This is a genomic window from Enterovibrio makurazakiensis (assembly GCF_050336585.1).
Taxonomy (GTDB): domain Bacteria; phylum Pseudomonadota; class Gammaproteobacteria; order Enterobacterales; family Vibrionaceae; genus Enterovibrio; species Enterovibrio gelatinilyticus.
In genome coordinates this window covers 1-25,162 of record NZ_JAKJSE010000029.1, presented here as the reverse complement: position 1 = coordinate 25,162, position 25,162 = coordinate 1, and the positions used below count along the sequence as shown (strand labels likewise).

The 25,162-nt window shown below is 46.4% G+C and carries 16 protein-coding genes; 5 read left to right on the top strand and 11 right to left on the bottom strand.

Going from position 1 to position 25,162, the window contains the following annotated elements:
* Positions 1 to 60: 60 nt before the first annotated feature.
* From L4D06_RS20455 to cspE, 6 genes are all read right to left on the bottom strand, one after another.
* The gene (locus L4D06_RS20455; RefSeq protein ID WP_429741030.1) at positions 61 to 4,083 is read right to left on the bottom strand and encodes a response regulator; all 4,023 of its coding nucleotides are present in this window, start codon (positions 4,081 to 4,083) and stop codon (positions 61 to 63) included.
* Between the two features lie 10 nt (positions 4,084 to 4,093).
* Positions 4,094 to 5,098: a hemerythrin domain-containing protein gene (locus L4D06_RS20450; protein ID WP_429741028.1), complete on the bottom strand. Its 1,005-nt coding sequence runs from the start codon at positions 5,096 to 5,098 to the stop codon at positions 4,094 to 4,096.
* Between the two features lie 127 nt (positions 5,099 to 5,225).
* Entirely contained in the window at positions 5,226 to 5,531 is a 306-nt protein-coding gene (locus L4D06_RS20445; protein ID WP_274166082.1) for an AzlD domain-containing protein, read from the bottom strand.
* The gene (locus tag L4D06_RS20440; protein ID WP_429741026.1) at positions 5,528 to 6,265 is read right to left on the bottom strand and encodes an AzlC family ABC transporter permease; all 738 of its coding nucleotides are present in this window, start codon (positions 6,263 to 6,265) and stop codon (positions 5,528 to 5,530) included. Before L4D06_RS20440 ends, L4D06_RS20445 begins: the two co-directional genes overlap by 4 nt.
* A 50-nt stretch (positions 6,266 to 6,315) precedes the next feature.
* Positions 6,316 to 7,140, bottom strand: a complete 825-nt coding sequence (locus L4D06_RS20435) for an AraC family ligand binding domain-containing protein (protein ID WP_429741024.1) — start codon at positions 7,138 to 7,140, stop codon at positions 6,316 to 6,318.
* A gap of 174 nt (positions 7,141 to 7,314) precedes the next feature.
* The gene (cspE, locus tag L4D06_RS20430) at positions 7,315 to 7,521 is read right to left on the bottom strand and encodes a transcription antiterminator/RNA stability regulator CspE (protein WP_016959796.1); all 207 of its coding nucleotides are present in this window, start codon (positions 7,519 to 7,521) and stop codon (positions 7,315 to 7,317) included.
* 629 nt (positions 7,522 to 8,150) lie between these two features.
* On the opposite strand from cspE, the gene mak reads away from it, so the two are divergent.
* The 4 genes from mak to cscK all read left to right on the top strand — a co-directional run bounded on the left by mak (position 8,151) and on the right by cscK (position 12,091).
* Entirely contained in the window at positions 8,151 to 9,050 is a 900-nt protein-coding gene (gene mak / locus L4D06_RS20425; RefSeq protein WP_429741022.1) for a fructokinase, read from the top strand.
* Positions 9,051 to 9,343: 293 nt separating this feature from the next.
* A complete protein-coding gene (locus tag L4D06_RS20420) occupies positions 9,344 to 10,291 on the top strand; it encodes an SPFH domain-containing protein (RefSeq protein WP_274166078.1) in 948 nt (315 codons plus the stop codon).
* Positions 10,291 to 10,785 carry an NfeD family protein gene (locus tag L4D06_RS20415; protein WP_274166077.1) on the top strand — a complete coding sequence of 165 codons (495 nt, stop codon included), beginning with the start codon at positions 10,291 to 10,293 and terminating at the stop codon, positions 10,783 to 10,785. The genes L4D06_RS20420 and L4D06_RS20415 overlap by 1 nt, the downstream gene beginning before the upstream one ends.
* A gap of 358 nt (positions 10,786 to 11,143) precedes the next feature.
* Positions 11,144 to 12,091 (top strand): fructokinase, encoded by a 948-nt coding sequence (gene cscK / locus L4D06_RS20410; RefSeq protein WP_429741020.1) that lies wholly within the window; start codon positions 11,144 to 11,146, stop codon positions 12,089 to 12,091.
* A gap of 99 nt (positions 12,092 to 12,190) precedes the next feature.
* Here cscK and L4D06_RS20405 read toward each other — a convergent pair whose 3' ends face one another.
* Together L4D06_RS20405 and L4D06_RS20400 are read right to left on the bottom strand one after the other, a co-directional pair.
* Positions 12,191 to 14,845 carry a hybrid sensor histidine kinase/response regulator gene (locus tag L4D06_RS20405; protein ID WP_429741018.1) on the bottom strand — a complete coding sequence of 885 codons (2,655 nt, stop codon included), beginning with the start codon at positions 14,843 to 14,845 and terminating at the stop codon, positions 12,191 to 12,193.
* A gap of 21 nt (positions 14,846 to 14,866) precedes the next feature.
* Positions 14,867 to 15,742 (bottom strand): phosphate/phosphite/phosphonate ABC transporter substrate-binding protein, encoded by an 876-nt coding sequence (locus L4D06_RS20400; RefSeq protein ID WP_429741016.1) that lies wholly within the window; start codon positions 15,740 to 15,742, stop codon positions 14,867 to 14,869.
* A 271-nt stretch (positions 15,743 to 16,013) separates the two neighbouring features.
* On the opposite strand from L4D06_RS20400, the gene metC reads away from it, so the two are divergent.
* A complete protein-coding gene (metC, locus tag L4D06_RS20395; RefSeq protein ID WP_274165454.1) occupies positions 16,014 to 17,201 on the top strand; it encodes a cystathionine beta-lyase in 1,188 nt (395 codons plus the stop codon).
* 73 nt (positions 17,202 to 17,274) lie between these two features.
* Here the strand turns inward: metC and L4D06_RS20390 are convergent, their stop codons facing one another.
* From L4D06_RS20390 to L4D06_RS20380, 3 genes are all read right to left on the bottom strand, one after another.
* Entirely contained in the window at positions 17,275 to 17,583 is a 309-nt protein-coding gene (locus L4D06_RS20390) for an antibiotic biosynthesis monooxygenase family protein (RefSeq protein WP_274165455.1), read from the bottom strand.
* A 49-nt stretch (positions 17,584 to 17,632) separates the two neighbouring features.
* Positions 17,633 to 18,253: a thiol:disulfide interchange protein DsbA/DsbL gene (locus L4D06_RS20385; RefSeq protein ID WP_274165456.1), complete on the bottom strand. Its 621-nt coding sequence runs from the start codon at positions 18,251 to 18,253 to the stop codon at positions 17,633 to 17,635.
* Positions 18,254 to 18,422: 169 nt separating this feature from the next.
* The coding region (locus L4D06_RS20380; RefSeq protein ID WP_429741013.1) for a VCBS domain-containing protein at positions 18,423 to 25,162 on the bottom strand (6,740 nt) is incomplete at its 5' end.

The window sequence follows — 25,162 nt, the reverse complement described above, 5'->3', positions numbered from 1 at the left end:
TATTCGCAAAAAGGGTTCAAAAAGCAACCTTTTCAATCTTGCGTTATTGTTTATGTTCTACTAGCGCTTTGTGGCGAGCATTCTTTCACATAATAACGCTGATTTGTGTTGCACTTCGTGGAGTAAACTCTCTGGCGGGGCATCGGCTTCGAACTCGTATTGTTCTATCTCTTTGCATAGATCGCCGAAATCAATGGCGCCTACCATAAGGGCTGCTCCTTTCATTTTATGGGCAAGCTTCTTCACTTCATTGAATTGCTGGTTATTCCAAGCCCCTTTAAGCGCTGTTATGTCTTTCTCTTGTGTCTCGATGTAGCGGTCAACCAGCATGGCGATCAAAGCAGGATCGTCTCCTGTTGTTTCTCGCAGCGTTGTTAGGTCAAAGGTAGAAGTGTCATGATTATCCTCTTTGAGGGCACCCTGAGCGTTATTAAGCGCAGTCACTGCTTGATCCTGTGTTTTGGGTGGGACATTGTTGAGAGCACGAGAGGAGGTGTGAGACGCTGAATGACTCTGTGCGTATACATTGCCCTCCATATTGGCAGTTTGTGGGCTTGAGAGTGAGTCAGCGGCAATAGGTGATACAGTGTCTTGATGACCCTGTGATGAATCACCAACCGATGGCATCAGGTCGTTCATCATGTCAATCAATGTTTGTTGTTTAAATGGTTTTGAAATGTACTCGGTCATCCCTTCTTGCAAACAGCGTTCGCGGTCTCCGACCAACGCATTTGCGGTCATAGCAATAATAGGTACGGCAGGGAGTTGATTGACGGTTTCTAATTGACGGATCTTTCGCGTGGCCTCATAGCCGTCCATGACAGGCATTTGGCAGTCCATAAATATCATGTCGTAACGGTTTGACATAAAGCGTTCAAAGGCAATGGCTCCGTTGTCCGCGATAGTGGTTTTACAGCCTAACCCTTTCAATATAGTCGTAATGAGCTCTTGATTGACGGGATGATCTTCAGCAACCAAGATAGAAAGACCGCTGCGTGATAAGGTATTGACCGTTCGTTTAACTTGGTGTTCTTGCTGCATTAGGGAACGATATATAGCTTCACGAGAATGGCCTTTCTGATCCATAGAAACAATGCTCTCGAGCATCTCTGTCATATTGAAAATATTGAAAGGTGCGGTCAGTGCTGCAGAGATAGATAGACTGTTTTGAGTGACAATCCCTTTTATATCTGCGAGATATAGGACATTTTTGGTGCGGTCACTCTCCTCTAGCGAGGCCTTAATATCACTAATTGATACAGTGTGATCAATCAGTGTTATGCAAAATCCCGGCGATTGCTCAAGTAAACGTATCGCTGACTTTTCGTCCCGAGCGAACTCTGCACACATATCATGAAACGCGAGATATCGCTTAATATTGGTTATTTGACTGACGCATCGAGACACTAACAGCACTTTCTGATGTTTGAGTAATTTAGAAGGCTCGGCATGCACTAAAGTGGCAGCTTGTGAAATACCAACGCTTAAGCGAGTCGTAAACACAGAACCTTGACCAACGTGGCTATCAGCGCCAATTGACCCCCCTAATAAATCGACAAATTTACAACAAATCGGCAAGCCTAGACCTGTACCCTGATAACGCCGCTTGCTGGAATTATCGATCTGAGAGAAATTCTCAAAGACTTTTGCTAGGTTTTCTTCGCTGATACCAATACCGCTGTCCGTCACAGAAATCTCGATATCGCATTTATCTTCAGTTCGAGCCAATAGCTTGACTGATACATCGACAAAGCCAGAATCTGTAAATTTAGCGGCATTACCCGCAAGGTTGACGATGATTTGCCTCAATTTGGCAAAATCAGACACCATTTCCCGGGGTAAGGCTGGGTCGATATATGAGGTAAAACAGACTTCCTCCTTCACTCTCGGCGCAACAATGTTCGTGACGTTCTCCATGAGTTCCGTGAGCGTAAATATTTCCTCTCGGATGGTCATTTTGCCTGCTTCTATTTTAGACAGGTCTAGGACATCATTGATGATATCTAGCAGTGCATTTGCAGAGCTTGAAATGGTGTCGTTGTAGTGACGTTGTTCGTAGGATAGTTGTGAATTATCGAGGACTTCTGACATGCCAATGATGCCATTTATTGGCGTACGAATTTCGTGACTCATCATGGCAAGGAAATTGGATTTTGCTTCGTTGGCGTGCTCCGCTTCTTCTTTGGTTTTGATCAGTGCCTCATTCACCTCTTGGTTCAATTGCGTTTGCTTGTCAGAGTACAGCATGCTGCAAATGCTTTTCACCACAGGAGAAATCCAATTGATTTGCTGGTCTGAGTAGGGCTCTTCGCGCCCGGCTAGGACGATAACACCAATCGCTTGGCCCTTTGTGATCAAAGGGAGTAATGCGTAGTTAGGATAAATAGTGTGGTTATTACCGTTGGCCTGCGATGTTGAGGTTGAAAATTCCGTCCGTCTTTGGCTAATGGCAGATTCAGCAAGGGGTAAAAGATGCTCTGGTAGTTGCTCGAAACTGCTCGTAAGCCCTGTTACCTGATGCTTAAAAAGTAGTTTTTGTTCACCATTTTTAATTTCGAGCATCGCGGTGACTTTACTGTCGGTGAATGTCGCTAATACGATCAGGGCTTTTCGGAACGAACGCTCAGAATTCCCTGTCGTCATGTACATGTCTTGTACGGTGTTAAAAACAGAATACAAGGCATTGCTTCGGCTGAGCTTGGCTTCCGTATTGGATTGCTGGGTGATATCTCGGATGTTGAGAACAACGTAATTGCGTTTCCCAATGAGTTGATGACTTGCTTTTATGTTGAGAAAAGTAGCGTCTGTCAGATTACCTTGTTGTTCTACTCGACTGAACTCACCCAATGCGATTGCTCGCTCTTTTGAATGCTCAAGTACGTCGATCAAAGCTGCATTGTCGTCCGATCGGTATTCATCAAGTCGTACTTTTTTTGGCATGTATTCAGGAAGTCCCACAAGCTCTTTGGCTCGGTCGTTGACCGTAATCGCTTGTCCAGATTCATTGATGACGATGACGCCGTCAGCATAGTGGCGAAGGATCGATTCCAGATAGCGTTGGCTAAAACCAATTTTCAAAACTGACTTCGCGTGCCTCCAAATAAATAGGGAAAAAGCAAGCGTCACTACAAGAAAAGCAAAGGATAAGTATGTACGGGTTTGTGCAACGATACTTAGCGCTTTATCCGCACTAAATTCAATGACGAGGCCAACGGGGTAAGTTTCGTGCCATTGCCACACACCAATAGATTGATAGGGGAAGTGGCCAGCAAACCCCTGGGTATTGAGTTCAAAAGTGTTTGATTGAGAACTTAATAAGTTCGACGGTGTTGCATGTGCCGTGGTTTTTTTACTGGACTCGAGACTCTTGTGGTAAATGGACGAAGCAGACGATGAGGCAACCACGTTACCTAACCGATTAACCGCGAAAGCAAGTCGTGTCGGTTCACCGTTATGCGTTTCAAATAATTTGTTAAAGTCATGACTGCTCCGCGTGACCAGTAATATAGGAGCAGCGAATTCCGTTTTTTTACTATTTTTAAGCACGACCCCCATAGTGATGGTTGGATCAGTCTTGGATTTTAGGAGGTTTTCGGGAGGGGCGACATACAGCTTGTTCGATAAGATGGCAGAGCTATGGCGTAGGTAAGATTGGATAGTCTCACTTTCGCTTTCATCGTTTAAATTGATAACTAATTTGCCACTTGGTGAAAAGATAGCAATGTTGCTGAATTGAAAGCTCTCTGCATAGAGTTCTAATGCGGTATAAATGGAATCTTCAGCGTGCAGCTCCCTTCCTTCGTAGACCCCAGTATCTCGAAGAATTCGTAGTACTTGTTTGTCACTGGCAATGATTTGCAGCTCTCTTGTTCTGTGTTCTTGCCAATCACCAACCGCACTGTTCAAACTGACTATTTCTGCCTGCAAGAAGTAGTTCATTTTCTCTTCAGTATCTTGGTAGATAGAGCGGTAAAACCATAAAAAAGAGAGCAGTAGGACAATGATTACTGCGCTACCACTGAGAAAAAGTTGTGCGAGAGTATGGCGAGATTCGCGACTGGAGAGTAACAAGTGTGTACGCATTTTTTCCTCGCTATCCACCTTGAGACAAGGTTGACTTGTATTGCGTGTCTTCTTGAACGACGTGTTTCACCCACCAAAATCGTAATAGCCGGAAAAAGTCTGTCTTGTAAAAACTCGGGTCTGCCTGACATTTCAGGACGACAAAATCTGCTTGTTTTAATAGCCTTGCATGAATGTCTCTATGGACTTTTAGCCGAGCGTATCCATGCTCTTCTAACAGTGATTCTTCGCGGAAAATGTGTTGATTAATGTAGTGCTGAAATCTTTTCGATATGTCTTCAAAAACAGCTCCCTCTTCATGATTTACGATTAAATCGTAGGTGTCATTGATGATGTTTAGTAGTTCCTTATTGCTGGCATCGAGTTCTTCATTACCAACGGTAAAACGATCTTGCCATTTGATGAATCTTTTACGGTTATCTTCATTTTTTGGAACGAACTGTGGCTCGCTAGATTTAGGCACAAATGAAGCGCTGGAAGTCATTACCGGGTCGGGCTTTTGCCCATGTATTAACATGTCGAACTCTTTGAGATCTTCGTCGTTAAATGCCACCGTCCCGTTGACTTGAAAGGCTGTAGACTTGGCTGGATCTTGTTGGTACATGGAAAAATAATGTTCGACGGTTTTTTTTGGTTTGGCTTGTTGAGAGAGTTGGTTGATACGTTCTTGCAAAGATAGGCGATTGACAGGCTTGACCAAAAAAGCATCAACATCAAACGAGATGCATTGGGCAATGACACTTTCTGACGCGTTTGCAGTGAGAATGATAATGGGAATGTCGTGAGGTAAGCCGTATCTCCCGCTTCTGATTAGACGCAACATTTCCAAACCGTCAATGGGCTCCATTTGTAAGTCTGTAATGATGAGAGAGGGCCTAGAGTGGTAGAGTTTTGATATCGCATCAGCACCATCAACGGCCATGATGCATTCTTTAAATCCGAGCGACGTCGCCATGATCGCGATTGTTTCGCGAATCATCTCATGATCATCAACGACAAGGCATCTCTCTAACATCTGGGGTTCCCAATAAATTACATTTCCCTATATAAGAGATAGCCTATATTGCTGATTTTTCAATAAAAGAGACATGTGTCTCATAACTATTTTTTTGGTGTTTGAGGAGTATCCCGTTCTGATGATGTTATCGAATAAACCAAAAGAAAATCATAGAAATAACGACCGTAGTTAATGTGTTTAAGCGAAGGAGGCTAAGCACACACACAAAGACTCCTGCAATTAAAAACGGGTTTTGGTATGAGACAAATAACTCTTCTTGCGGAAAAACCAAGAAAGGAACCGCTAATGACGTTAGCACGGCGGGCGCACTGTATTTTAAAATACGCTGCATCACGGGGGTAACGCGAAAAGGAACACTCTTGGAAAGGAAAAAATAGCGTACCGAAAACGTAATACACGCCATGCCGATGATCAAAGACCATGTGTTCATTGTTTATCCTCCATGACCGATTTCTTTTTGGAAATAAGGCTTTCACAGACAAAGCCCGACACCATTCCGATGATGGCGGCAACAATCAGTGCATTACTGATTCCTACAAGGGTGAGGAGAACAATGGCGATAGCAGATACCACCACACTCACCAAGATCGGAATGTCTTTTATTGTCGGAATAACCAGTGCGATGAAAGTGGCAGCGATGGCAAATTCTAGCCCAAGTTCTTCAATATTATCGAATTGCTTACCCCCGAGGACGCCCACCAAGGTGGCAAGGTTCCAGCAAATGTAAAAAAATGCCCCGCTGATCAACGCGTAGTAGTGATCAAAATGGCCTGTTTTTTCGGTGTGGACCGCACTAACTGCGTACATTTCATCCGTTAGCACGAATCCCAGCGCCAATCGCCACCGTAGAGGGAGAACTTGAATGTGTTGGCGAAGATTCACTGAGTAGAGTAAGTGCCTTGCGCTAATCACAAACGTGGTACCAAACAGCGTACTCATTGGCGCACCTGCAGCAATCATAGTGACGCCAGAAAGCTGCGCCGCTCCTGCAAAGACAAGTAATGACATCGCTTGCGCTTGCCATGGAGTTAGCCCAGCCTGAATACCTAAAGAACCACATAATACCCCCCATGGCAGTACAGCTAGGCTGAGGGGCAGCATATCGGCGCAGGCACGGAGCCAGAGATGAGAGTTTGGGCGAGACACGGGAAGTTCCTTTTGCATGTTTATCTCTTTTGTTAAAACAACGTAATTTGTGTTTTATCAAAAGAGGATCAAGAAAACTTGGATGATATTGCGCGCTGATACTGTTTTGGTGTGACGCCAATGGTGCGGCGAAAGTGGCGATGTAAATGGCTTTGGTCGTGAAACCCGCTAGAGACAGCGCAGTCAACGAGAGAGAAACCATTTTTTAGCATGGATTGAGCAAGACGAATGCGCTGTTGAATTTGGTAAGCATGAGGCGGTAAACCAAACCGCGATTTAAATTGCCTAACCAGATGATAGGGGCTAATACCAGACAGTGTACTGAGGGTTTCAAGACTCACCGTGTCGCTTGCATGCTGATGTAAATACTCTCTGACCAGTTCGAGTTGAGGGACGATTTTTGCGATGTCTTTCGGTAGCTGTGGACGCTTATTGAATCGACACGTCAGAGTGAGCAATAAATGATGCGCATAAGTCTCCGTGAGTAAAGTGTCTTCAGAGTTACGTAGCAATGAAAACAGTGTCAGAAGTTGGTGGGAGAGCTTGGGATCTTGCTCAACAGCATAGGGAAAATAAGGGGTAGTTGACGCTAGCCCTAGGTCTTTTGTAACGGCGTCGAATTGTGCTTCGGTCGGGTACATGGCTTCGTATGTCCACCCCCCTTCACTGGCTGAATGCCCATCATGAATTTGATCGGCATTGACCAAGATAATGCTACTCGTTGGTGCGATATGATAACCACCATTGCGCCAAAAGCGCTGTGCACCATGACGAATAACACCGACAGTGTATCCTTCATGTGTGTGGCGTGAAAACGCCTGCTTCTCATAGGTTGCTTGGAGTATTTCTAACCCGCCAAGCAAAGGGGAAGCGTCAAATTTTGCATGTTCCATTGCAGGCCTATCTCGTCATAATGCTTAAAGTATAAAGCAAGGCCGTCACAAATTTTTGTACAAAATTGCGATGTTTGTTGAAAGAGGAGTGTGCGGTGCAGTGGTTGGCTACGTGACTAAAACGAAGAAAGGACGCTCAAGAGCGTCCTTTTAAATTCTCTGCGATTAGAAAAATTAAGCTTTTTCTACGTTTGCAGCTTGTGGGCCTTTTTGGCCTTGCTCGATTTCAAATGTTACTTGTTGGCCTTCAGCCAAAGTTTTGAAACCGTCGCCAGTGATAGCGCGGAAGTGTACGAATACGTCAGGGCCATTTTCTTGCTGAATGAAACCAAAACCTTTTTCTTCGTTAAACCACTTCACGGTACCGGTAGATTTAGACATGTTGTCTCCTGAATATATTTCTATCTATTACTTTGCAAATTAGCATGTAGACCTACTAATGAATCATTTATGGTGGCAAATTTTACGAATATCTTCAGGACAACTTACTTATGCGAAGGTAGTGTGTAACGAAGTGAGTATTCAATTGCAGCATAAAACGCTCTATTAACCAGGCCGAACAATATTACCACAGAGAAGCCGATTGTATAGCTGTTGTCGGTTACCTCTGCATCACCTTGTGCGTTTTGTCACCAACTTGACGGCAAAAATGACGTGGTTGGTAACACGGTGCACTTTCTAAAAATAGTCGTTAATCGCAGAAAAGAAAGTGAGTTACATCTCGAAATTTAAAAAAAAACTTCAATTTTTTCGATTAATCAATTGCTTATATTTTTATTGTCAATTTTTCGTTTCGTGTGTTTAGGGCATTTATCCGTAGATTTTTCAGAGTATTATACTCATTCAACTTGAAGAAACCTTCACACCGAGCCCATCGGTTGTTCACTTTTAAGCGACGATTCATAGGATTAGCGATTTAATTTTGAAAAGGTCTAACAACAAAGTGGATGCACTGATTTGGGCTAGTTGAGAACGATGGTATTTGTCGCTTTTGCAAGCGGAGGATGATTGTGAAAATAGGTTTAGATCTGGGCGGCACTAAAATTGAGGTTATGGCGATGACGGATTCTGGCGAAGAAGTTTTTCGACAGAGAGTCCCTACACCTCAACATGATTATCAAGGTACTTTGCAGGCCATTAAAGGGCTTGTGGACGATGCTGAAAAAGCGGTGGGTGAGCCATGCACCGTGGGGTTAGGTATTCCTGGCACGTTATCACCAGTCACTGGTTTGGTTAAAAATGCCAATTCAGTGTGGCTTAATGGGCAAGCACTCGATGTCGATCTAGGCCGATTGTTGGGTCGAGAAGTACGCATAGCGAATGATGCCAATTGCTTCGCGGTGTCGGAAGCTGTTGATGGTGCTGGCGCCGATAAACACGTCGTATTTGGTGTCATTATTGGCACCGGGTGTGGTGGGGGTTTTGCCATTGATGGGCGGGTTCATGTTGGTGGCAATGGTGTGGCTGGGGAATGGGGGCACAATCCACTGCCTTGGCAAAATGAAGTGGATACCAATCACGCCGAGTTGACTCCCTGTTATTGTGGTAAGCCTGGTTGTATGGAGGTGTTTATCTCCGGAACCGGTTTTTGGAAAGACTTTGCACTGATGACTTCACAAACCTTACGTGGTGCGGACATTGTTCAACTGGCTGTTCAAGGTGATGTTGAAGCAGAAGCTTGTATTCAGCGCTATGAAGATCGCTTGGCCCGTGCGCTTGCATCAGTTGTTAACCTTATTGACCCTGATGTGATCGTTCTTGGCGGTGGTATGTCAAATGTCGAGCGCCTTTATACCAATATCCCGAAATTGATGTCTAAGTGGGTGCTAGGTGGCGAGTGTGCAACACCAGTACTCAAAGCAAAATACGGCGACTCGAGTGGCGTTCGAGGTGCGGCGTGGCTTTGGTGATGTTGTTATACCCGACAATTAACTAGCCAATATTAAATAATATTAAATATAGAGAAGAGATGTTGGCATCTTCATAAGCTCTCTTCTCTCTATCTCTCTTCTAACTTGTCAGCCTCACTTTTCCGCGTATCAACTCAGCCCTCAACAAAAGTTCATGCACCATGCTGTCGTCTTGCAAACAGTTCTTTCTTTAATAATCGAGGTCGAGTCCCATTTTGCACAGATTGATGCTTTTGTAGTCGAATCCATTCGTTATGATGGACTCAGATTTCAAATGGTTATGAGGATTTTCAATGGACGTTTTTACGTTGTTACCGCTTCTACTAAATACATGGGTCATTCTGGCTGTGCTTGTGGTTATCTTCCTGCGATCTGCGGTGAAGTTTGTACCTCAAAATACGGCATATGTGATCGAGCGTTTTGGGAAATACAATAAAACCATGGAGGCAGGGCTTAATTTCCTTGTGCCGTTTATTGATCGTGTCGGCTATGTTCGAACATTGAAAGAGCAAGCGTTTGATGTGCCGAGTCAATCCGCGATTACTCGAGACAACATTTCATTGATTGTCGATGGTGTGCTTTACATCAAAGTTGTTGATCCTGTGAAGGCATGTTATGGCGTAGATGACTATATTTTCTCTGTCACACAATTAGCTCAAACGTCAATGCGTTCTGAAATTGGTCGCATGGAATTGGATAAAACGTTTGAAGAACGTGAAAGTTTGAACACTGCAATTGTTTCTGCCATCAACGAAGCGGCGCTTCCTTGGGGTGTACAAGTGCTACGTTATGAAATTAAAGACATTGATCCACCGCGTTCTGTTTTGGATGCGATGGAGCGTCAAATGAAAGCTGAGCGTGAAAAACGTGCAGTTATCCTTGAGTCTGAGGGTGCACGCCAGTCGGAAATTAACGTGGCAGAAGGTCATAAACAAGCTCGCGTATTAGCGGCTGAAGCAGAAAAATCTGAACAGATTCTACAAGCTGAAGGTGAAGCACAAGCGATTCTTGCCGTTGCACAGGCACAAGCTGAAGCTCTGGAAGTGGTCGGTCGCACCGCGTCAACGGAAGAAGGTCAAAAGGCGATTCAATTGGATCTTGCAGTTAAAGCCATTGAAGCCAAAAAAGCGATTGCGAAAGAGTCGTCAGTGGTGCTACTACCCGACAGCCAATCAAGCGCGGCGGGTGTCGTTGCTGAGGCAATGAGCATTATTAACACTTTGAATGCAGGCAAAAAATAATGGATGTGATGGCGTATATTCAAGAAAATCTGGCTGAAGTAACTGTGATCATGGGCTTGGTGTTTTTGATCGTGGAAGTCTGGCTGCTTGGGTTGTCGACCATTGTTTTGCTGGCGTTGGGTTTATCCACCGTGACTACTGGTGTATTGGTCTGGTTTGGGGTTTTACCTGCTACGGTATCTGGCGTGGTCGCTGCGTCTGGTATTGGAGCGGGGGTGTTAACGGCTGCGTTGTGGCTACCAATGAAGAATTCTCAGAAAACGATCAAGCGTGAATACAATATTCACAGTGATTTGATCGGACTGAATTTTGTGTTGGACGCTGAACTAGACGCGAGTCACCCAGGCACTGTGCGATATTCAGGCGTCAGTTGGAAGCTCGTGCTCGCATCGCCTCACCACAATATGACACTGCCTACTGGAGCGTCGGTTAAAGTGGTGGCGGTTGATGTGGGGAAATTTACCGTTGAACCAGTTGAAGGTACGGCTGAGTAAGTCATAGCTTCGTTGAGCGGTGTACATCTATCGCCATTTTGCATGAGCGATACACACATACGGTTTTAGAACATTGGGGAATACTAGCTCAAACGTCAGTATTCCCCGTCTTAAATTACCCCTCGATAGCTTTTTTACGTTTCTTGCTGCATTAGCTTTCTCTCAATTTTCCGATTTGCTTTCTCCAAAAATACTTTTTGTACGCCATTGGTATACTTTTCTTCTCTATCTTCATGGCTTTGTGGCTGCTATTTTTCCTCATGCAGTCTAGGTAGCGCTTCGAACCATTGCATCCTCAAATAATGAGCGGAAAGTAGTCTAGGACGTGAAGCAGAGTGCACTTAGGAGAATGAATAGAATGAGCAAAGTGTGGTTGACCGGTGATGCGGTTGTGGATTTGATCCCTGATACTGAGATGACGTACTTGAAGTGTCCTGGTGGTGCACCCGCTAATGTTGCTGTAGGTGTTGCTCGTCTTGGCGGCAATGTGGGGCTCTTTGGTCGTGTCGGCGATGATCCATTTGGTCGTTTTCTGGCTGATACGCTTAAACAAGAAAATGTGAGTGTCGATGATTTAGTGCTGGATCCAGATCAGCGTACCTCAACCGTAGTGGTTGATCTCGATGCCAACGGTGAGCGGAGTTTTACCTTTATGGTAAAACCGAGTGCCGATCAGTTTATGACATCAGGAGATGTTCCTGTCTTTTATAAAGGTGACTGGCTGCATACTTGCTCGATTTCTTTGGCGAATGAGCCTAGTCGGAGTGCTACCTTTGAAGCGATGGCAGCTGTGAAAGCAGCTGGAGGTTGCGTGTCGTTTGACCCCAATTTGCGTGAAGAAGTATGGCGAGATCCGCAAGAGATTATTCCCACTGTGATGCAAGCGGTCGCTATGGCGGATGTGGTGAAGTTTTCAGATGATGAATTGTTGTTTTTGACGCAAAAAGACGAGTTTGATTCAGCATTAGAAGATGTCATTGCGTTAAGCATTCCTTTGATTTTAGTGACACAAGGTGCGAAGGGCGCATTGTTGGTGCAAGGGGGAGAGCAAACGCTGATTTCTGGTACAGCAGTAAAACCTGTCGATACTACAGGGGCAGGTGATGCTTTTGTGGGTGGGCTACTTGCATATTTAGCCAATGCGGAAGATTGGAAAACTGAACAAGGTGTTAACAAAGAGGTCGTTGAGGAGGCCGTTATATGGGCGAATGCCTGTGGCGCGTTGGCGACGACTCAAAAAGGGGCGATGACGGCATTACCTGATTTACCGAGTTTGGAGCGATTTATTGGTAAAAGTGCGCCATAGAAGATATTGCGCCAACGTAGTGCGATTTGATTTCTTAAAGGAATGGCCAAATGAAGTGGAAACAGGGGGTAAGGCATCGTCCCGTTACCCCCTGTTTTGTTACTGCTCGTCGATGAGTTGCGATGCTACCTCACCAAGAACTTGGAGAAGGTCGGCGCGAATGATTGGCTTGGTGAGATAGGTGTTCATACCCGCCTCTTCTGCTAACTTGAAGTCGCTCGAGTTTGCATGTGCTGAGAGGCCAATGATGAAGAGAGCGGGCAAATCATGCTCTTTCTCGAACGTGCGGATTTGCTGGGTGATTTCATAACCATCAATGTATGGCATGGAAACGTCGGTGATCAAAATGTCGAAGTGGCCTTGTTTGTAGTGAGCAATGACGTCTCGCCCATCATCAAAATATTGGATGTTATCTGCAATCTCTGACAGATAAAGACGAATGACATCGCGGTTATATTCAATGTCATCCACCACAGCGATCGACAGTGTTTTCAAAAAAGGTAGCGGCTCGAGGATGGCATTGGCATCAGTGCCAGCGGATAGCGTGATTCCAGGTTGGCTTCTTGTTGAAGGGTTTAGCTCGTTCACAGCCTCACGCAGTTCAGTGAGTAATTGACCCATGCGCAATGGCTTGGAAACCATATGGGGGTTGGAGCATTCACTCACACGTTGGATCTGTTTGAGTTCAGTGACCACTCCAACAACGGGGCAGTTGTCGGTGTCCTTCCATTCATCATCGTTTGAAAGCATTACCACGGCGGCATCGAAGTCTAATCGACTATGCGGAATGTCCTCGACAGCAGTGAGATAAGTGAACATTGCGCCCCAGTGAACGAAATAGCGATCCAAAATCGGCCGATGAAGTGGGTCTGTGTTAACAATCGCAATATGCTTACCTGCTAATGCGTTTTCGTCAGATTGCGTTGGTTGAATGTAGGGCAGAGCAAGCGTAAATGAAAATTGGCTACCGATGCCTTCTTGGGACTGAATGTGCAAGTGGCTGTCATTCAGTACAAGTAATCCTTGGGTAATCGAGAGCCCTAATCCTGTTCCTTCGTAGCGTCTTGTGGTTGTTCCATCTACCTGTTCAAAAGCATTAACCACATGGTCTAGTTTATCTTCGGGAATGCCAATGCCTGTGTCTTCAATGCTGATGGTGAAATTGATATAGCCTTTTCGCTGGCTGTACTCACCAGTCACAACAACTTTTATATACCCTTGATCGGTAAATTTGACAGCATTACCAAGCAAGTTGTTCATTATTTGACGGATACGCAGCTCATCGCCAGTGACATCAGTAATGAGTGTTGGAGGAATATCTATCACGAGTGATAGCTCTTTTTCTGATGCTGCGAAAGCACATAAAGTGGTTACATCTTCAATGGCGTTCCGAAGAGAAAAAGGAGCGCTGTTGAGCGTGAATTTACCGGCTTCAATTTTAGAAAAATCGAGAATGTCATTGATCAACTGAAGGAGGTCTTTTGCGGACCCTCTAATGATATTGATATAACTACGCTGGTCATTGCTTAAGGTCGACATATTGAGCATTTCGGACATGCCAACAATGCCATTCATTGGCGTACGGATCTCATGGCTCATATTGGCTAGGAACTCAGATTTGATCCTGTTTGCATGCTCGGCGTTTCTAACGGCTTGTTTAAGTTCTTGTTCGAAGCGATGGCGTTCACTGACGTCACGAACAATAAATGCGTACCGGTCTATGGCTCCAGTGCTGTCCAAAATCGGAAAAGCACTGATCTCTGTCCTTATTGTTTTGTTTGCTTTGGTCGTGCACAGTGCCCCAATGGTAATCGTTTCACCCGCTTCCATGGCATCAGAAATATCAAAAGCAGCATCAATACTTGTTTGTTTTCCAAAGAGTAATGTTGTCAGCGGTTGAGATACGATGTCTTCCTCTTGGTGGCCGATTAACGTATTCAGAGCGTTGTTTGAATGCGTTATTTTCCCTTTGAGATCGGTGATCAAATACGCTTCATGGGACTGTTCAACAATGTCAGCTAGCAGCTTGTTTTGGACAGCCAATTGTTGGTACCTGTTCTTCTCAATCGATAGCTCCTCATAAGTTTTGGACAAAGACACTGACATGTCGTTGAAAGCGCGTGAAACTTGAGCCACTTCGTCGTTACCTTTGACGGGAACAGATATCCCAGGGCCATTTTTCTGAATCTCTATCGCACCATGTTGAAGTTGTAAAAGCTGTTTAGTTAGGAGCGACCCAAATGCTAACGAGAACAATGCAACAAGCACCATTTCGACCAATGCCAGTGATATGGCGTATTTTTTTGCGTCATGGAGCAGTTGGCTGAAAGCGCTAACGTCCAACCCCACCTCAATATGACCGACGGCCCAATCGTCAATCGTAATGTTAGCAAGAATGTCATAGATTCCATCCGGTGATTCGGAAGGACGTTGATTGTAGTTTGGCGCCACTGCATCGTTGGGCAATATGGAAGATTGGGCTAAGAGTTGACGCTGGTCATTGAAGATACGTATGTACGCAATGTCGCGGTTACGCGTTGCTTCTTGGCTAAATGAACGAAGGTTTGCCAAGTCCGTGGCGATGATGGCATCACGAACAGCAATGGCAAAAGTGTTGGTAAGCTGTTCTCCGCTGGCGATGATTTGTTTTTCGTTTGAGTCGCGTAACCATCCGATGCCAGAAGCGATCAGTATTGCCAGCAACACGACTTCAATTATCGCGATGCCAAGTATGGTTTTTAGGCGAAAAGTCATCGTCTTTTTGTTTTTCATTTCCTATTTGGGGGAGATCACCGAAATATTGAGCTCGCGAACATCATCCCAATCGGCGTCTTGGGCAGATTGAAACCCTTTGATTTTCAATTTTTTAAGGGCTTGGCTTCCTTCTTGTGTTTCAGACAACATGACAAATGCCTTTTGTAGACGCAGTCTCGCGTCTTCTGACATTGACGGGTGCGTTGCGACAGCGTGCGGCGTATATCCCTTAGTTTTCAGAAGAACATCCAAGGTTTTCCGTATTGAATCAGGTGTCGCGTTCAACGTTCGAACAATTCCGCCGCCTGCAGAGAACAGCCCATCAGACACGGCAAGGTAGGAAGAGTCGTGAGAGCCGACGTAGCGAGGAGTAAAGGTGATCTCTTGGTTCTTCAAAACGGCTTGTGTTAGCAGCGTGGCGGCAAAAGCGGCGGGAGCGGGAAACGCAACTTCCTTACCTTCCAAATCCTCTAGCGTACTGATGCCATCGCTTTTGCTAACCACTAAAATGCCTTTAATGCGCTTGTCTTTTGCATGCGCAATGGCCTTGTAGCCGGGGGATTGATTAAACACGGTAAAGTGGTAAGGGTTCATATAAGCCAGATCGTAGTCGCCAGCAGCCAATCGTTTTTCAAATTCAGGAATGTTGGGCGCTGTGGCAAAGCGGATTTTTAACCCCGTGAGTTCACTGACTTTCGCCATGACAGGGCTCCAAGTGCGAATGAGCTTAGATGATGACTGTTGAGGAACAATGCCAAATACGATCGTATTCGAATTCTTTTGGTGATCGTCAGCGTACGTGGGAACCGTGATGGCTGCCCAAATAAGTAGCGCTGATAGAATTCTTCGAGATAGGCTAATTAATGAGGCACTATGACCGTTACCGTTTGATCTCATTGCAAATATCCACAAAAGAAATAATGTCTTAACTATAGTACAGTGTTCTTGTTATGCGATGTGTCAGCCACAGTTATCTTGTATATTTTGATTGCACTGTGAGCACTGAGATGATTATGGCTAACGTCGCCTCGATCCTTTACGTCCACAATATGGATGGTGTCGGGATTGGACGCTGCAAATTTCACTATTCTCATGTACTCTTTGTGGCTTGTTTTTTGAGTGCTGAGACCGTCAATTTGACGACGGACGGGTTTGAAAGGGAGATTTCATGTCATCAGAGAAACTGAACACAAAATTGGTGTCGGTAGGGCGCAATAAGAAATACTGCCAAGGCAGTGTGAATAGCGTGATTCAGCGAGCGTCATCGATTGTTTTTGATTCTGTTCAGCAAAAAAAGCATGCGACGAAACATCGCGGAGAGCGCGAACTATTTTATGGTCGTCGTGGCACGCTCACTCACTTCGCTTTTCAGGATGCGATGGCAGAACTTGAAGGTGGAAAAGGTTGTGTGTTGTATCCGTGCGGCTCGGCAGCCATTGCAAACAGTATTTTGTCGTTTGTTAAAACCGGTGACAATGTCTTAATGACTGGCGGTGCCTACGAGCCAACTCAGGCTTTTTGCAATACGATTCTGGCCGATATGGGTGTTTCGACAACCTACTATGACCCGATGCAAGGCGCAGAAGTTGCCAAGCTAATGACTTCGGACACTGCGGTTGTGTTTCTTGAAACACCGAATTCAATCACCATGGAAGTGCCGGATATTCCAAGTATTGTCAGTGCAGTGCGAGCGGTTAAATCCGATGTGGTGATTATCATTGATAATACATGGACTGCCGGTGTTTTGTTTCATGCGCTGGAGCATGACATTGATATTTCCGTGCAGGCAGGTACCAAATATATTGTTGGTCATTCTGATGCGATGATCGGTACTGCTGTTGCGAATGAACGTTGTTGGGAACGCTTACGCGAACGCTCATATTTGATGGGGCAAATGGTTGACGCGGATACGGCGTATGTGGCTTCTCGTGGCCTTCGTACCTTGGGTGTGCGATTGAAACAACATCACGAAAGCAGTATTGCTGTCGCACAGTGGTTAAGTGCCCGTCCGGAAGTGGCGCGAGTGAATCATCCAGCATTGCCAGAATCCATTGGGCATGAGAATTATCAACGTGATTTTTCTGGAAGTTGTGGACTTTTTTCATTCATATTGAATGAGAAGTTAACTGACGAACAAATTGCGAATTACTTAGATAATTTCACACACTTCAGCATGGCGTATTCTTGGGGTGGCTACGAATCATTGGTATTGGCGAATCAACCCGAGGAGCTCAATGCCATTCGTCCAGTTGGCCCTGTGGATTTTGAAGGTACGTTGGTGAGGGTACACATTGGTTTGGAAGACGTTGACGATCTTATTGCTGATTTAGAAGCAGGCTTTGATCGCATCAAGTAGCCCTTTACGTGTGCGATGAGAGAAAAGAAAACGGCGCGTCGGCGCCGTTTTTTCCGTTTAGAGACTCATGTTCTCAGTTGCATGTTTTCAAGCTAGGCACGGGCTCATAGTGCTCGACTGTGGGAAATGGGTCATAAAAATGATGTAGGAGCGCTTTCCATTCCAAATACCCTTCCGACTGGCGGAACCCTTCAGTGTGATCTTCCAGTGTTTCCCAGTTCACCAACAACACATATCGGCTAGCGTTTTCCATGCAACGGCGTACTTCATGGCTAACATAACCACGTTGTGCCGCGATGATTTTCTGAGCGCAGGAAAATGCAGACTCAAAGTCGGCTTCTTGGCCTGGAACCACGTTCAATATCGCCACTTCTAATATCATTTTCACTCCTTGAAAATAGTTAACTCAGAATCCGCTATTTTGCGTGTTTTTACTTGTCTTTGTTCATCAGCATTTTGAGGGTTACTGCTAGCTCATCGGCACTGTTATGAGCACTGGTATTCACCACATATTTGCCGTTGACAAGGAATGTGGGTACAGACACGATGCCAGATTCTGTGGTGATTTGGTCTGCACGCTCAATGGCGGCAAATAACTTGGCTTGTTGAGCTTCACTTAGCGCGTAAGGACTGGTGAGTCCAAATTGTTCAAATATTTGACTAAGAATGACTTTATTCTGTTCAGCGTCATCGGTTTGTTGTTCTTGAACATATTTGAATAACGCCTCCACCAATGCTTTTGAAGGTTTACCATCGGATTGAGAGATCGCCGCATAGTAAATTAACGCAGAGAAAGTCGCGCTTTCGTTGAAGGTGACATGAGCCTTGCCGATGTTAACACCCGCGGCAGCTTCAATAGCTGGAATAGCGTCTTCCATTGAGCGGCAGTGACCGCATGATAGGCTAAACACTTCAGTAACCACCGGCAGATTCTCAATTTGAACAGGGGTCTCAAGTGTCGTGTACTTGTCTGAATTCGATGGTGCATTTTCGCTGCATGCAGTAAGCGCCAATGCTGCAAAAAGGGGTAAAAGCAGTCGTGTCAGTTTCATGTGTTGGTCTTCACTTTCGCTTGGTCTTTATCAAGCTGATTAAATTTCATGAGGAGAAGATTATACCTGAGTCTAGTAATTATGCATGCGTGAGACATACGAAAAAAAGCCAGTCAGAGGGACTGACTGGCAAACGTGTAGCGCTAGGCTCTTATTATTATCGGTGTAACTAGTCGACGATCATTTTGCTTTGCATAATCATTGCATCGATCACTGAAGAGCTTATTTGTTCTGATGACATACCGACAATATCAACACTGTAGGCGTCTGCCATGTCTTCCACACTCATGTTGTCAAATACCACTTGTTGGTCGACGTTGCCGTCTCCATTTGAGGAAATGTTAAGCATTGCATGACCTTCACCATCGTCAATTAATGATAGGAAGCTATCTAGGGACTCTGATGGTTCTGCTTGCATTAGGTCGGACAAGTTAATGGCATCTTGTGAGGTGTCAAAGTCAGCAATATGATCGACAGTGGGAGCGTTTGCGGTGCCTTGGTCACCGTTAAGGAACGCAAATGTGTCAGAACCTGCGCCACCCGCCATAATATCGTTGCCTTGCCCACCAAAGATAAGGTCGTCACCGAGGCCGCCGTCAATGATGTCATTCCCCAAATTTCCGTGAATGATGTCATTACCATTGTTCCCCAATATAAGGTCATCACCGACTCCTCCTGCAACACGGTCGTTGCCATCACTACCAGAGAAGGTGACATCATCGAGTGAAATGACATCCGCAAGAGATTCGCTAACACCATTTAGTGAGGCTTGTGATATTGCATTTTCAGAACCTCCTATGGTCACACTCACATCGGTTTGAGCACCGTTGGTTGCGGTGAGCGTGATGACTTCTGTAACGGTATCATTGTCGCCCAATGATGGTGTAGAACGTGGGTCAAGTGTGTAAGTCCAGTTGCCATCGACCAATTCCAATGAACCGTACTGTCCCGTAACCGTCGTATTCGCAAAAGATGCTTGGACATCATTGGTGTCTGGGTCAAGAATCGAAAGCGAACCCTGCGCTACCAGAGAGGCGGTAGCACCGTCAGCAAAGTCGGCATAAGACATGGAGCTTGGCTGATTGGGCGTGTCACGAATGTAATCCATGGACGTGCCTGGAGCGATAGTGGGGCCATCAATCTGGATGATTATTTTGCCTTGCTCGTTGGCGTCATAGCGAAATCCACCGTCATTATCAAGATCGACATCTAGAACTGCAAATGAGTAAACGTTACCGCCACTATCTTGGTAATCTAGCTGGTAGTCATAAGTTGCAGTATAAAGAACGCCATTGATCTCCACTTTCTGAGATGAATCGTATACATACTCATTTGAATAGATGTCACCATGCATTTGGCTGTCTGTGTCGAAGATACGGATGGTTGAACCCGAATCATTGAACGTTAGTGTCGGCTCGTTTCCGTAGTACTGCATGTCACCACCGGAAAAGTTATAGCCATCGCCGAGGATAAAGGCGTTGTTGATGTCGACATAATCCTGCGTAGCAGAATCGGGTGCGACAATTGCAGCGCTATTTGTGCCAACGACAAATGGGTTATCATCGGTACCCGAAATGGAAATGTTGATGTTTTGCACCGTACCGTCGGTTGCGGTGAGTGCGATGGTATCGTTGACACTGTCAGTACTTGATAAGACCTCCGCTTTCACGTCATCCAATTCGTACGTCCAAACGCCATCCACCAATGTTAGAGTGCCGTAGCTGCCTTGCACGGTGGTATCGAGAAACTCTGGTGCGTCTTCTGCGTCTACGTCGCTAATGGCAATGCTGCCACTGACTTTGATTTCGTCTCCAAAATCTCCTTCCGTCACTGCACCTGTGAATGCCCCTGTGACTGTAGGGGCGTCATCTGTGCCTTGAATGGTGATGACCACTTCGTGTTGACCGCCTTCAGAATCAGTGATGGTTATGGTGTCTAGTGTTTCATCATCAATCTGATCGGATTTACTCTCATCAAAGGTGTATGTCCAGTTACCATCGGTCAGTACCAAGGTACCGAATTCGCCTTGTACCGTCGTATTGGGCAAGATGGGGTTATCACCAGCATCAACATCGGAAATGGTGAGTGAACCGCTGGTGGTGATGCTTTGCTCGACGTTTTGACTTGCATTGACCGTAAAGGTCACATCATTGAAGTCGCGATCTCCTCCCCCTACGATGTCTTCCCACGAAGAACTACTGCCAGAGTTGGATTCGTAGTCGAAGCCGTTACCATTTTTCGATGACTCCGAGACCAAGGTCGTGCCTGATGCGGAACCCTGATATGCCGTGACGCCGTTACTGCCGAAGCTCAGTGTGACTTCGCCAGCATCAAAGCCTCTTGTATCTCCATCAGGGATAATAAACAGGCCAACTTTCTCTCCGCCTTCGGTGTTGATATCCGCTGTTGCACTGGTGACGCCATGTGCGTTATCAAAGATGATTTCTGCACGAAGTACATTGCCTTCCGCATCGAGTACGTAGTAACCGACAGAGTTGTCATAAGCTGCGCTGGTTGCTACGTGACTAAAGTCCAGCGTCATTGAATCACCACCGTTGGTTTCCCACATCCCCTCGCTTCCGCGAGTGACAGATGTCTCGACGGTTGTTTGATCAACGATAGAAATGTTGCCAGTCGTGTCACCGCTCACCACCGCAGTTTCGTCAACACCCGACACTGTGATTTCAATGTTTTGTGTGGTGCCATCGGTAGCGGTCAATGTGATGGTATCTGTTGCGGTTTGATCTTCTCCTAAATACTGTGCTTTTTCTGTATCAACGGTGTACGTCCATTCACCATCAACCAGTGTTAGGGATCCATATTCGCCTTCAATGGTTGTGTTTTCGAAGGCTGGCGCTTCTGCCGCATCCACATCAGAGATATTTAGCGTACCGGAGACCGTTGCAGCTTCCTCAATGTCTGAATACTCGAGACTGCTAATGTTCTGGTATGAATCAGGCACCAGACTCAATGACGTTTCCGGTGTGATTTCAGGTCCATCCAATTGAATCAACACTTTTCCGCTTTCTGTACCACTAACGGCATTGCTGCCATCACCGTTCATGTCGACATCGACGACTGCAAAGGTGTAAGTGTTACCCGCTCCATCTTCATAGGTGAGAGAGTAATCTACGTTTACGCTGTAATCTTCACCGTCCAAAATAATGGACTGCGTTTTGTCTTCGCTCGTTTCGTTCTGGCTGTCGTCACTGTTGAGTTGACCATCGTTATCAACAATTTGAACGGAGATACCGCTATCACTGAAGTTAAGCTCCGGCGGGAAGCTCCAAGTTGTGAAGGAACCACTGTCATAATCGACATTCTGGTCCATCACAAATGCATTGCCGATCGTGTGACTCTGCGTGCTGTTGGCCGTGACTGATGCCGAGGTATCACCAGTGACAACAGCAGCATCGTCAGTACCCGTTAGACTAATTTCAATGTCTTGTGAGGTGCCGTCAGACGACGTGACTGTGATGGTGTCAGTGGCGGCTTCGCCTTCAGCGAGCGACTGAACGGCGTCAGCGTCTACGGTGTAGGTCCACTCGCCATCGACCATGGTCAGTGAGCCGTATTCACCGGCGATGGTTTCGTTTGTGAAGGTTGGCGTTTCGTTCGTGTCTGGGTCAACAATGTTGAGTGAGCCAGAGACGCTTTGTGCGCCTATATCTTCAGTGATGCTACCTGTGGTATCCCCCGTGATTTCAGAGGCATCGTTTGAGCCCGTGACTGAGATAACGATGTCTTGGGTTGTGCCATCGGTCGCTGTCAGTGTGATGGTGTCGGTTTGAACCTGGTCTTCCCCGATAGATTGCGATTTCGCTTCATCTACCGTGTAAGTCCATACACCATCGGTGAGGGTAAGTGTTCCGTATTCTCCTTCGATAGTGGTGTTTTCAAAGGATGGCGAATCATCGCTGTCTGCATCGGAAATACTGAGTGTGCCAGACACCGTAATGTCTGAGTCGTTGCCAAAGTCGAGTTTGACCGTTGTTGACTGACCATCGCCATCGACAAGGTAGTAACTTCCGTCGGATGTTTGCACGATAACCGGCGGTGTTTTGTCATTCTCTATGTCAGTGACCGTGGTTTGAAGCACGAAATCACCATCCTCGTTGATGGTGTAAAGGTCTACACCCGCGGTGGCATTCGGCATGACAAATACGGGTTCGCCATCCACGTATCCGGCAGATGACATATATGCGCCGTCACCGGACACGGTGTCGGTTAATGTCATTGAGCCGTTTGGACCAATTTCAAACAGGGACGCGTTATCACTGCCTCCACTTGATGCAATGGCATAGGTGGTGCCGTCACCTGTTTGATAGAAGTTAACCGAGTTTCCACTGCTTAGTTCAAGTGGTTGGCTATCGACAAGCGTCAAATTCCCTGTGGCACTGTCAACGGAATAGATATTGATGCCATCATTGCTGCTGGATGCGAGGAAGGACTGACCATCAACAGTGATAATGTCGACCCCTGACACCACATCACCTGCTGCAATCGAATTGCCTGTTTCGGCGAATTCGCCCGTTTCAGGGTTATAGGTAAGTGTGTCGACCGAGTCCCCTTGAGGGCGAGCGACGAAGACATACTCTGTGCCATCATCCGCTTCAAAGGTCACGTTTTCACGGACAATGCCTGTCTGTGAGTTACCGAAGGTGAGGCCACCATTGAGTGACAATGTGCCATCACTAGAGATTTCCCATGCGGAGAGAGAGCCGCTGTTCTGTGACGTCAGGAACAATGTGTCTTGGCCATCAATGTTAGACACATTCGATTGTGTCAGGCCATTCCCCATCGCGCCCACAGAGACGCCGGCATTTTCAATCACATCTGTGATATCACCACTTGATGTGGATGTGACTGTGCCTGCAGAACTGTCGTAGGAAATACGGTCTGTTTCCGTCAATGAACCATCATCTTCAACACGTGAAATGATGGTGGTGCCGTCGTACCCAAACGACGTCGAGATGACGTAAGGTACACCATCGATGGTGGTTGTCGTTGTAGTCCAAGCGCCATTGCTATCGCCGGTTGCTGCATCACCAGCCTGAATGTTTCCACTTTCAGAAGCATTTAAACTGAAGCCATCAGTATCGACACTTGCATTAAATGTGCCTGATACTTCAGCGGCATCGTTTGTGCCGGTGACGGTGATCGTGATGTCTYGAGTCGAACCATCTGACGCTGTAACAGTAATAGTATCCGTCACTTGTTGGTCTTGGTTGAGTGATTGGGCTGCTTCTTGATCGAGTGTGTATGTCCACGCACCATCTACTAACGACAAGCTACCGTATTCGCCGCTGACATTCGCATCAGGGAAATTCACGGGGTTGCCATCAGGATCGACAATGCTGATTTCGCCCGTGGCGGTGGCAACATCACCGATATCCCCTTCAGTGACCGTCCCTGTCGTTGTGCCGGAAATTTCCGCGGCGTCATCCGAGCCTGTTAGCGTGATGGTTATGTCGAGGGTTGAGCCGTCTGACGCGGTAATAGTGATGACGTCAGTTTCTGTTTCATCCGCCCCGATGGACTTCGCCTTTTCTTGATCCAGGGTATACGTCCACTCGCCGTCGACCAGTGTTAAGGAACCGTATTCACCTTCAACAGTGGTGTTTGGCAAGGTTGGATTGTCGGCTGAGTCAGCATCACTGATTGTGATGGTGCCAGAGGTAGTGACAGGAGCGACCGTCGGTAAATCATCGTAAGACATGTTGCCGTCACGGACTATAGAGTCTGGAACGTAATCCAACTGTGTACCTGGTTGGATTTCAGGGCCTGAGAGCTGAACAATAATATTGCCCTGCTCTTGGCTATCAAACTCATGGCTTCCGTCGCCATCCAAATCAATATCAATAATGGCAAAGGTGTACACATTACCACTGCTGTCCGTGTATTCCATGGTGTAGTCGAAGTTGGCGACATACTGTTGACCATTCAATTCGATGTATTGATTTGCGTCATCAGATACCTCGTTGATGATGTCATCGCCATGCATGGTGGCATCATCATCAAAGAACTTCGCGGTGGTGGCAGATTGTTGGAAATCGAGTGTCGGCGGATGCGCACCAAGATATTGCATGTCACCACTGGTAAAGGAGTAACCTTCATCCATGACGAACACGCCTGACACTGTGTAAAATTCTGGTTCAACATTTTGGGGAGCTACAATCTCACCTGTTGTCGTACCACTCACCTCGGCGGCATCATTAGTACCTGTCACCGCAATGACGATGTCTTGCGTGCTGCCATCCGATGCTGTCACCGTAATGGTGTCACTCACTTCTTGGTCTTGATTGAGCGATTGTGCTGCTTCTTGATCGAGTGTATATGTCCAAGCACCATCTACCAGGGTTAAGTTGCCGTATTCACCGCTGACATTTGCATCAGGGAAGTTAACAGGTTCGCCATCAGGGTCGACAATGCTCAGTTCGCCCGTTGCGGTTGAAACATCTCCGATATCACCTTCAGTAACAGTGCCTGACGTATCGCCTTCAACAACCGCCGCATCGTCAGTACCCGTGATGGTAATCACGATGTCTTGGGTTGACCCATCTGACGCCGTGACCGTGATGGTATCGGTTGCGGTATCGCCGTCTGCCAGCGATTGGATCGACGCGCTGTCAGCGGTGTATGTCCAYGCGCCATCGACAAGCGTTAACGAMCCGTATTCACCCGCCAARGTGCCATTCGGAATGGTCGGTGTTTCACCSGTGTCTGCRTCGGTGATSGTGATGGTGCCAGAGGCYGTTTGTGCGCCTGAGTCTTCAGTGATCGCACCTGACGTATTGCCTTCAATGACAGCTGCATCGTCAGTACCCGTGATGGTAATGACGACGTCTTGGGTGGTGCCATCCGACGCTATCACCGTGATGGTGTCAGTCGCAGTATCGCCGTCAGCCA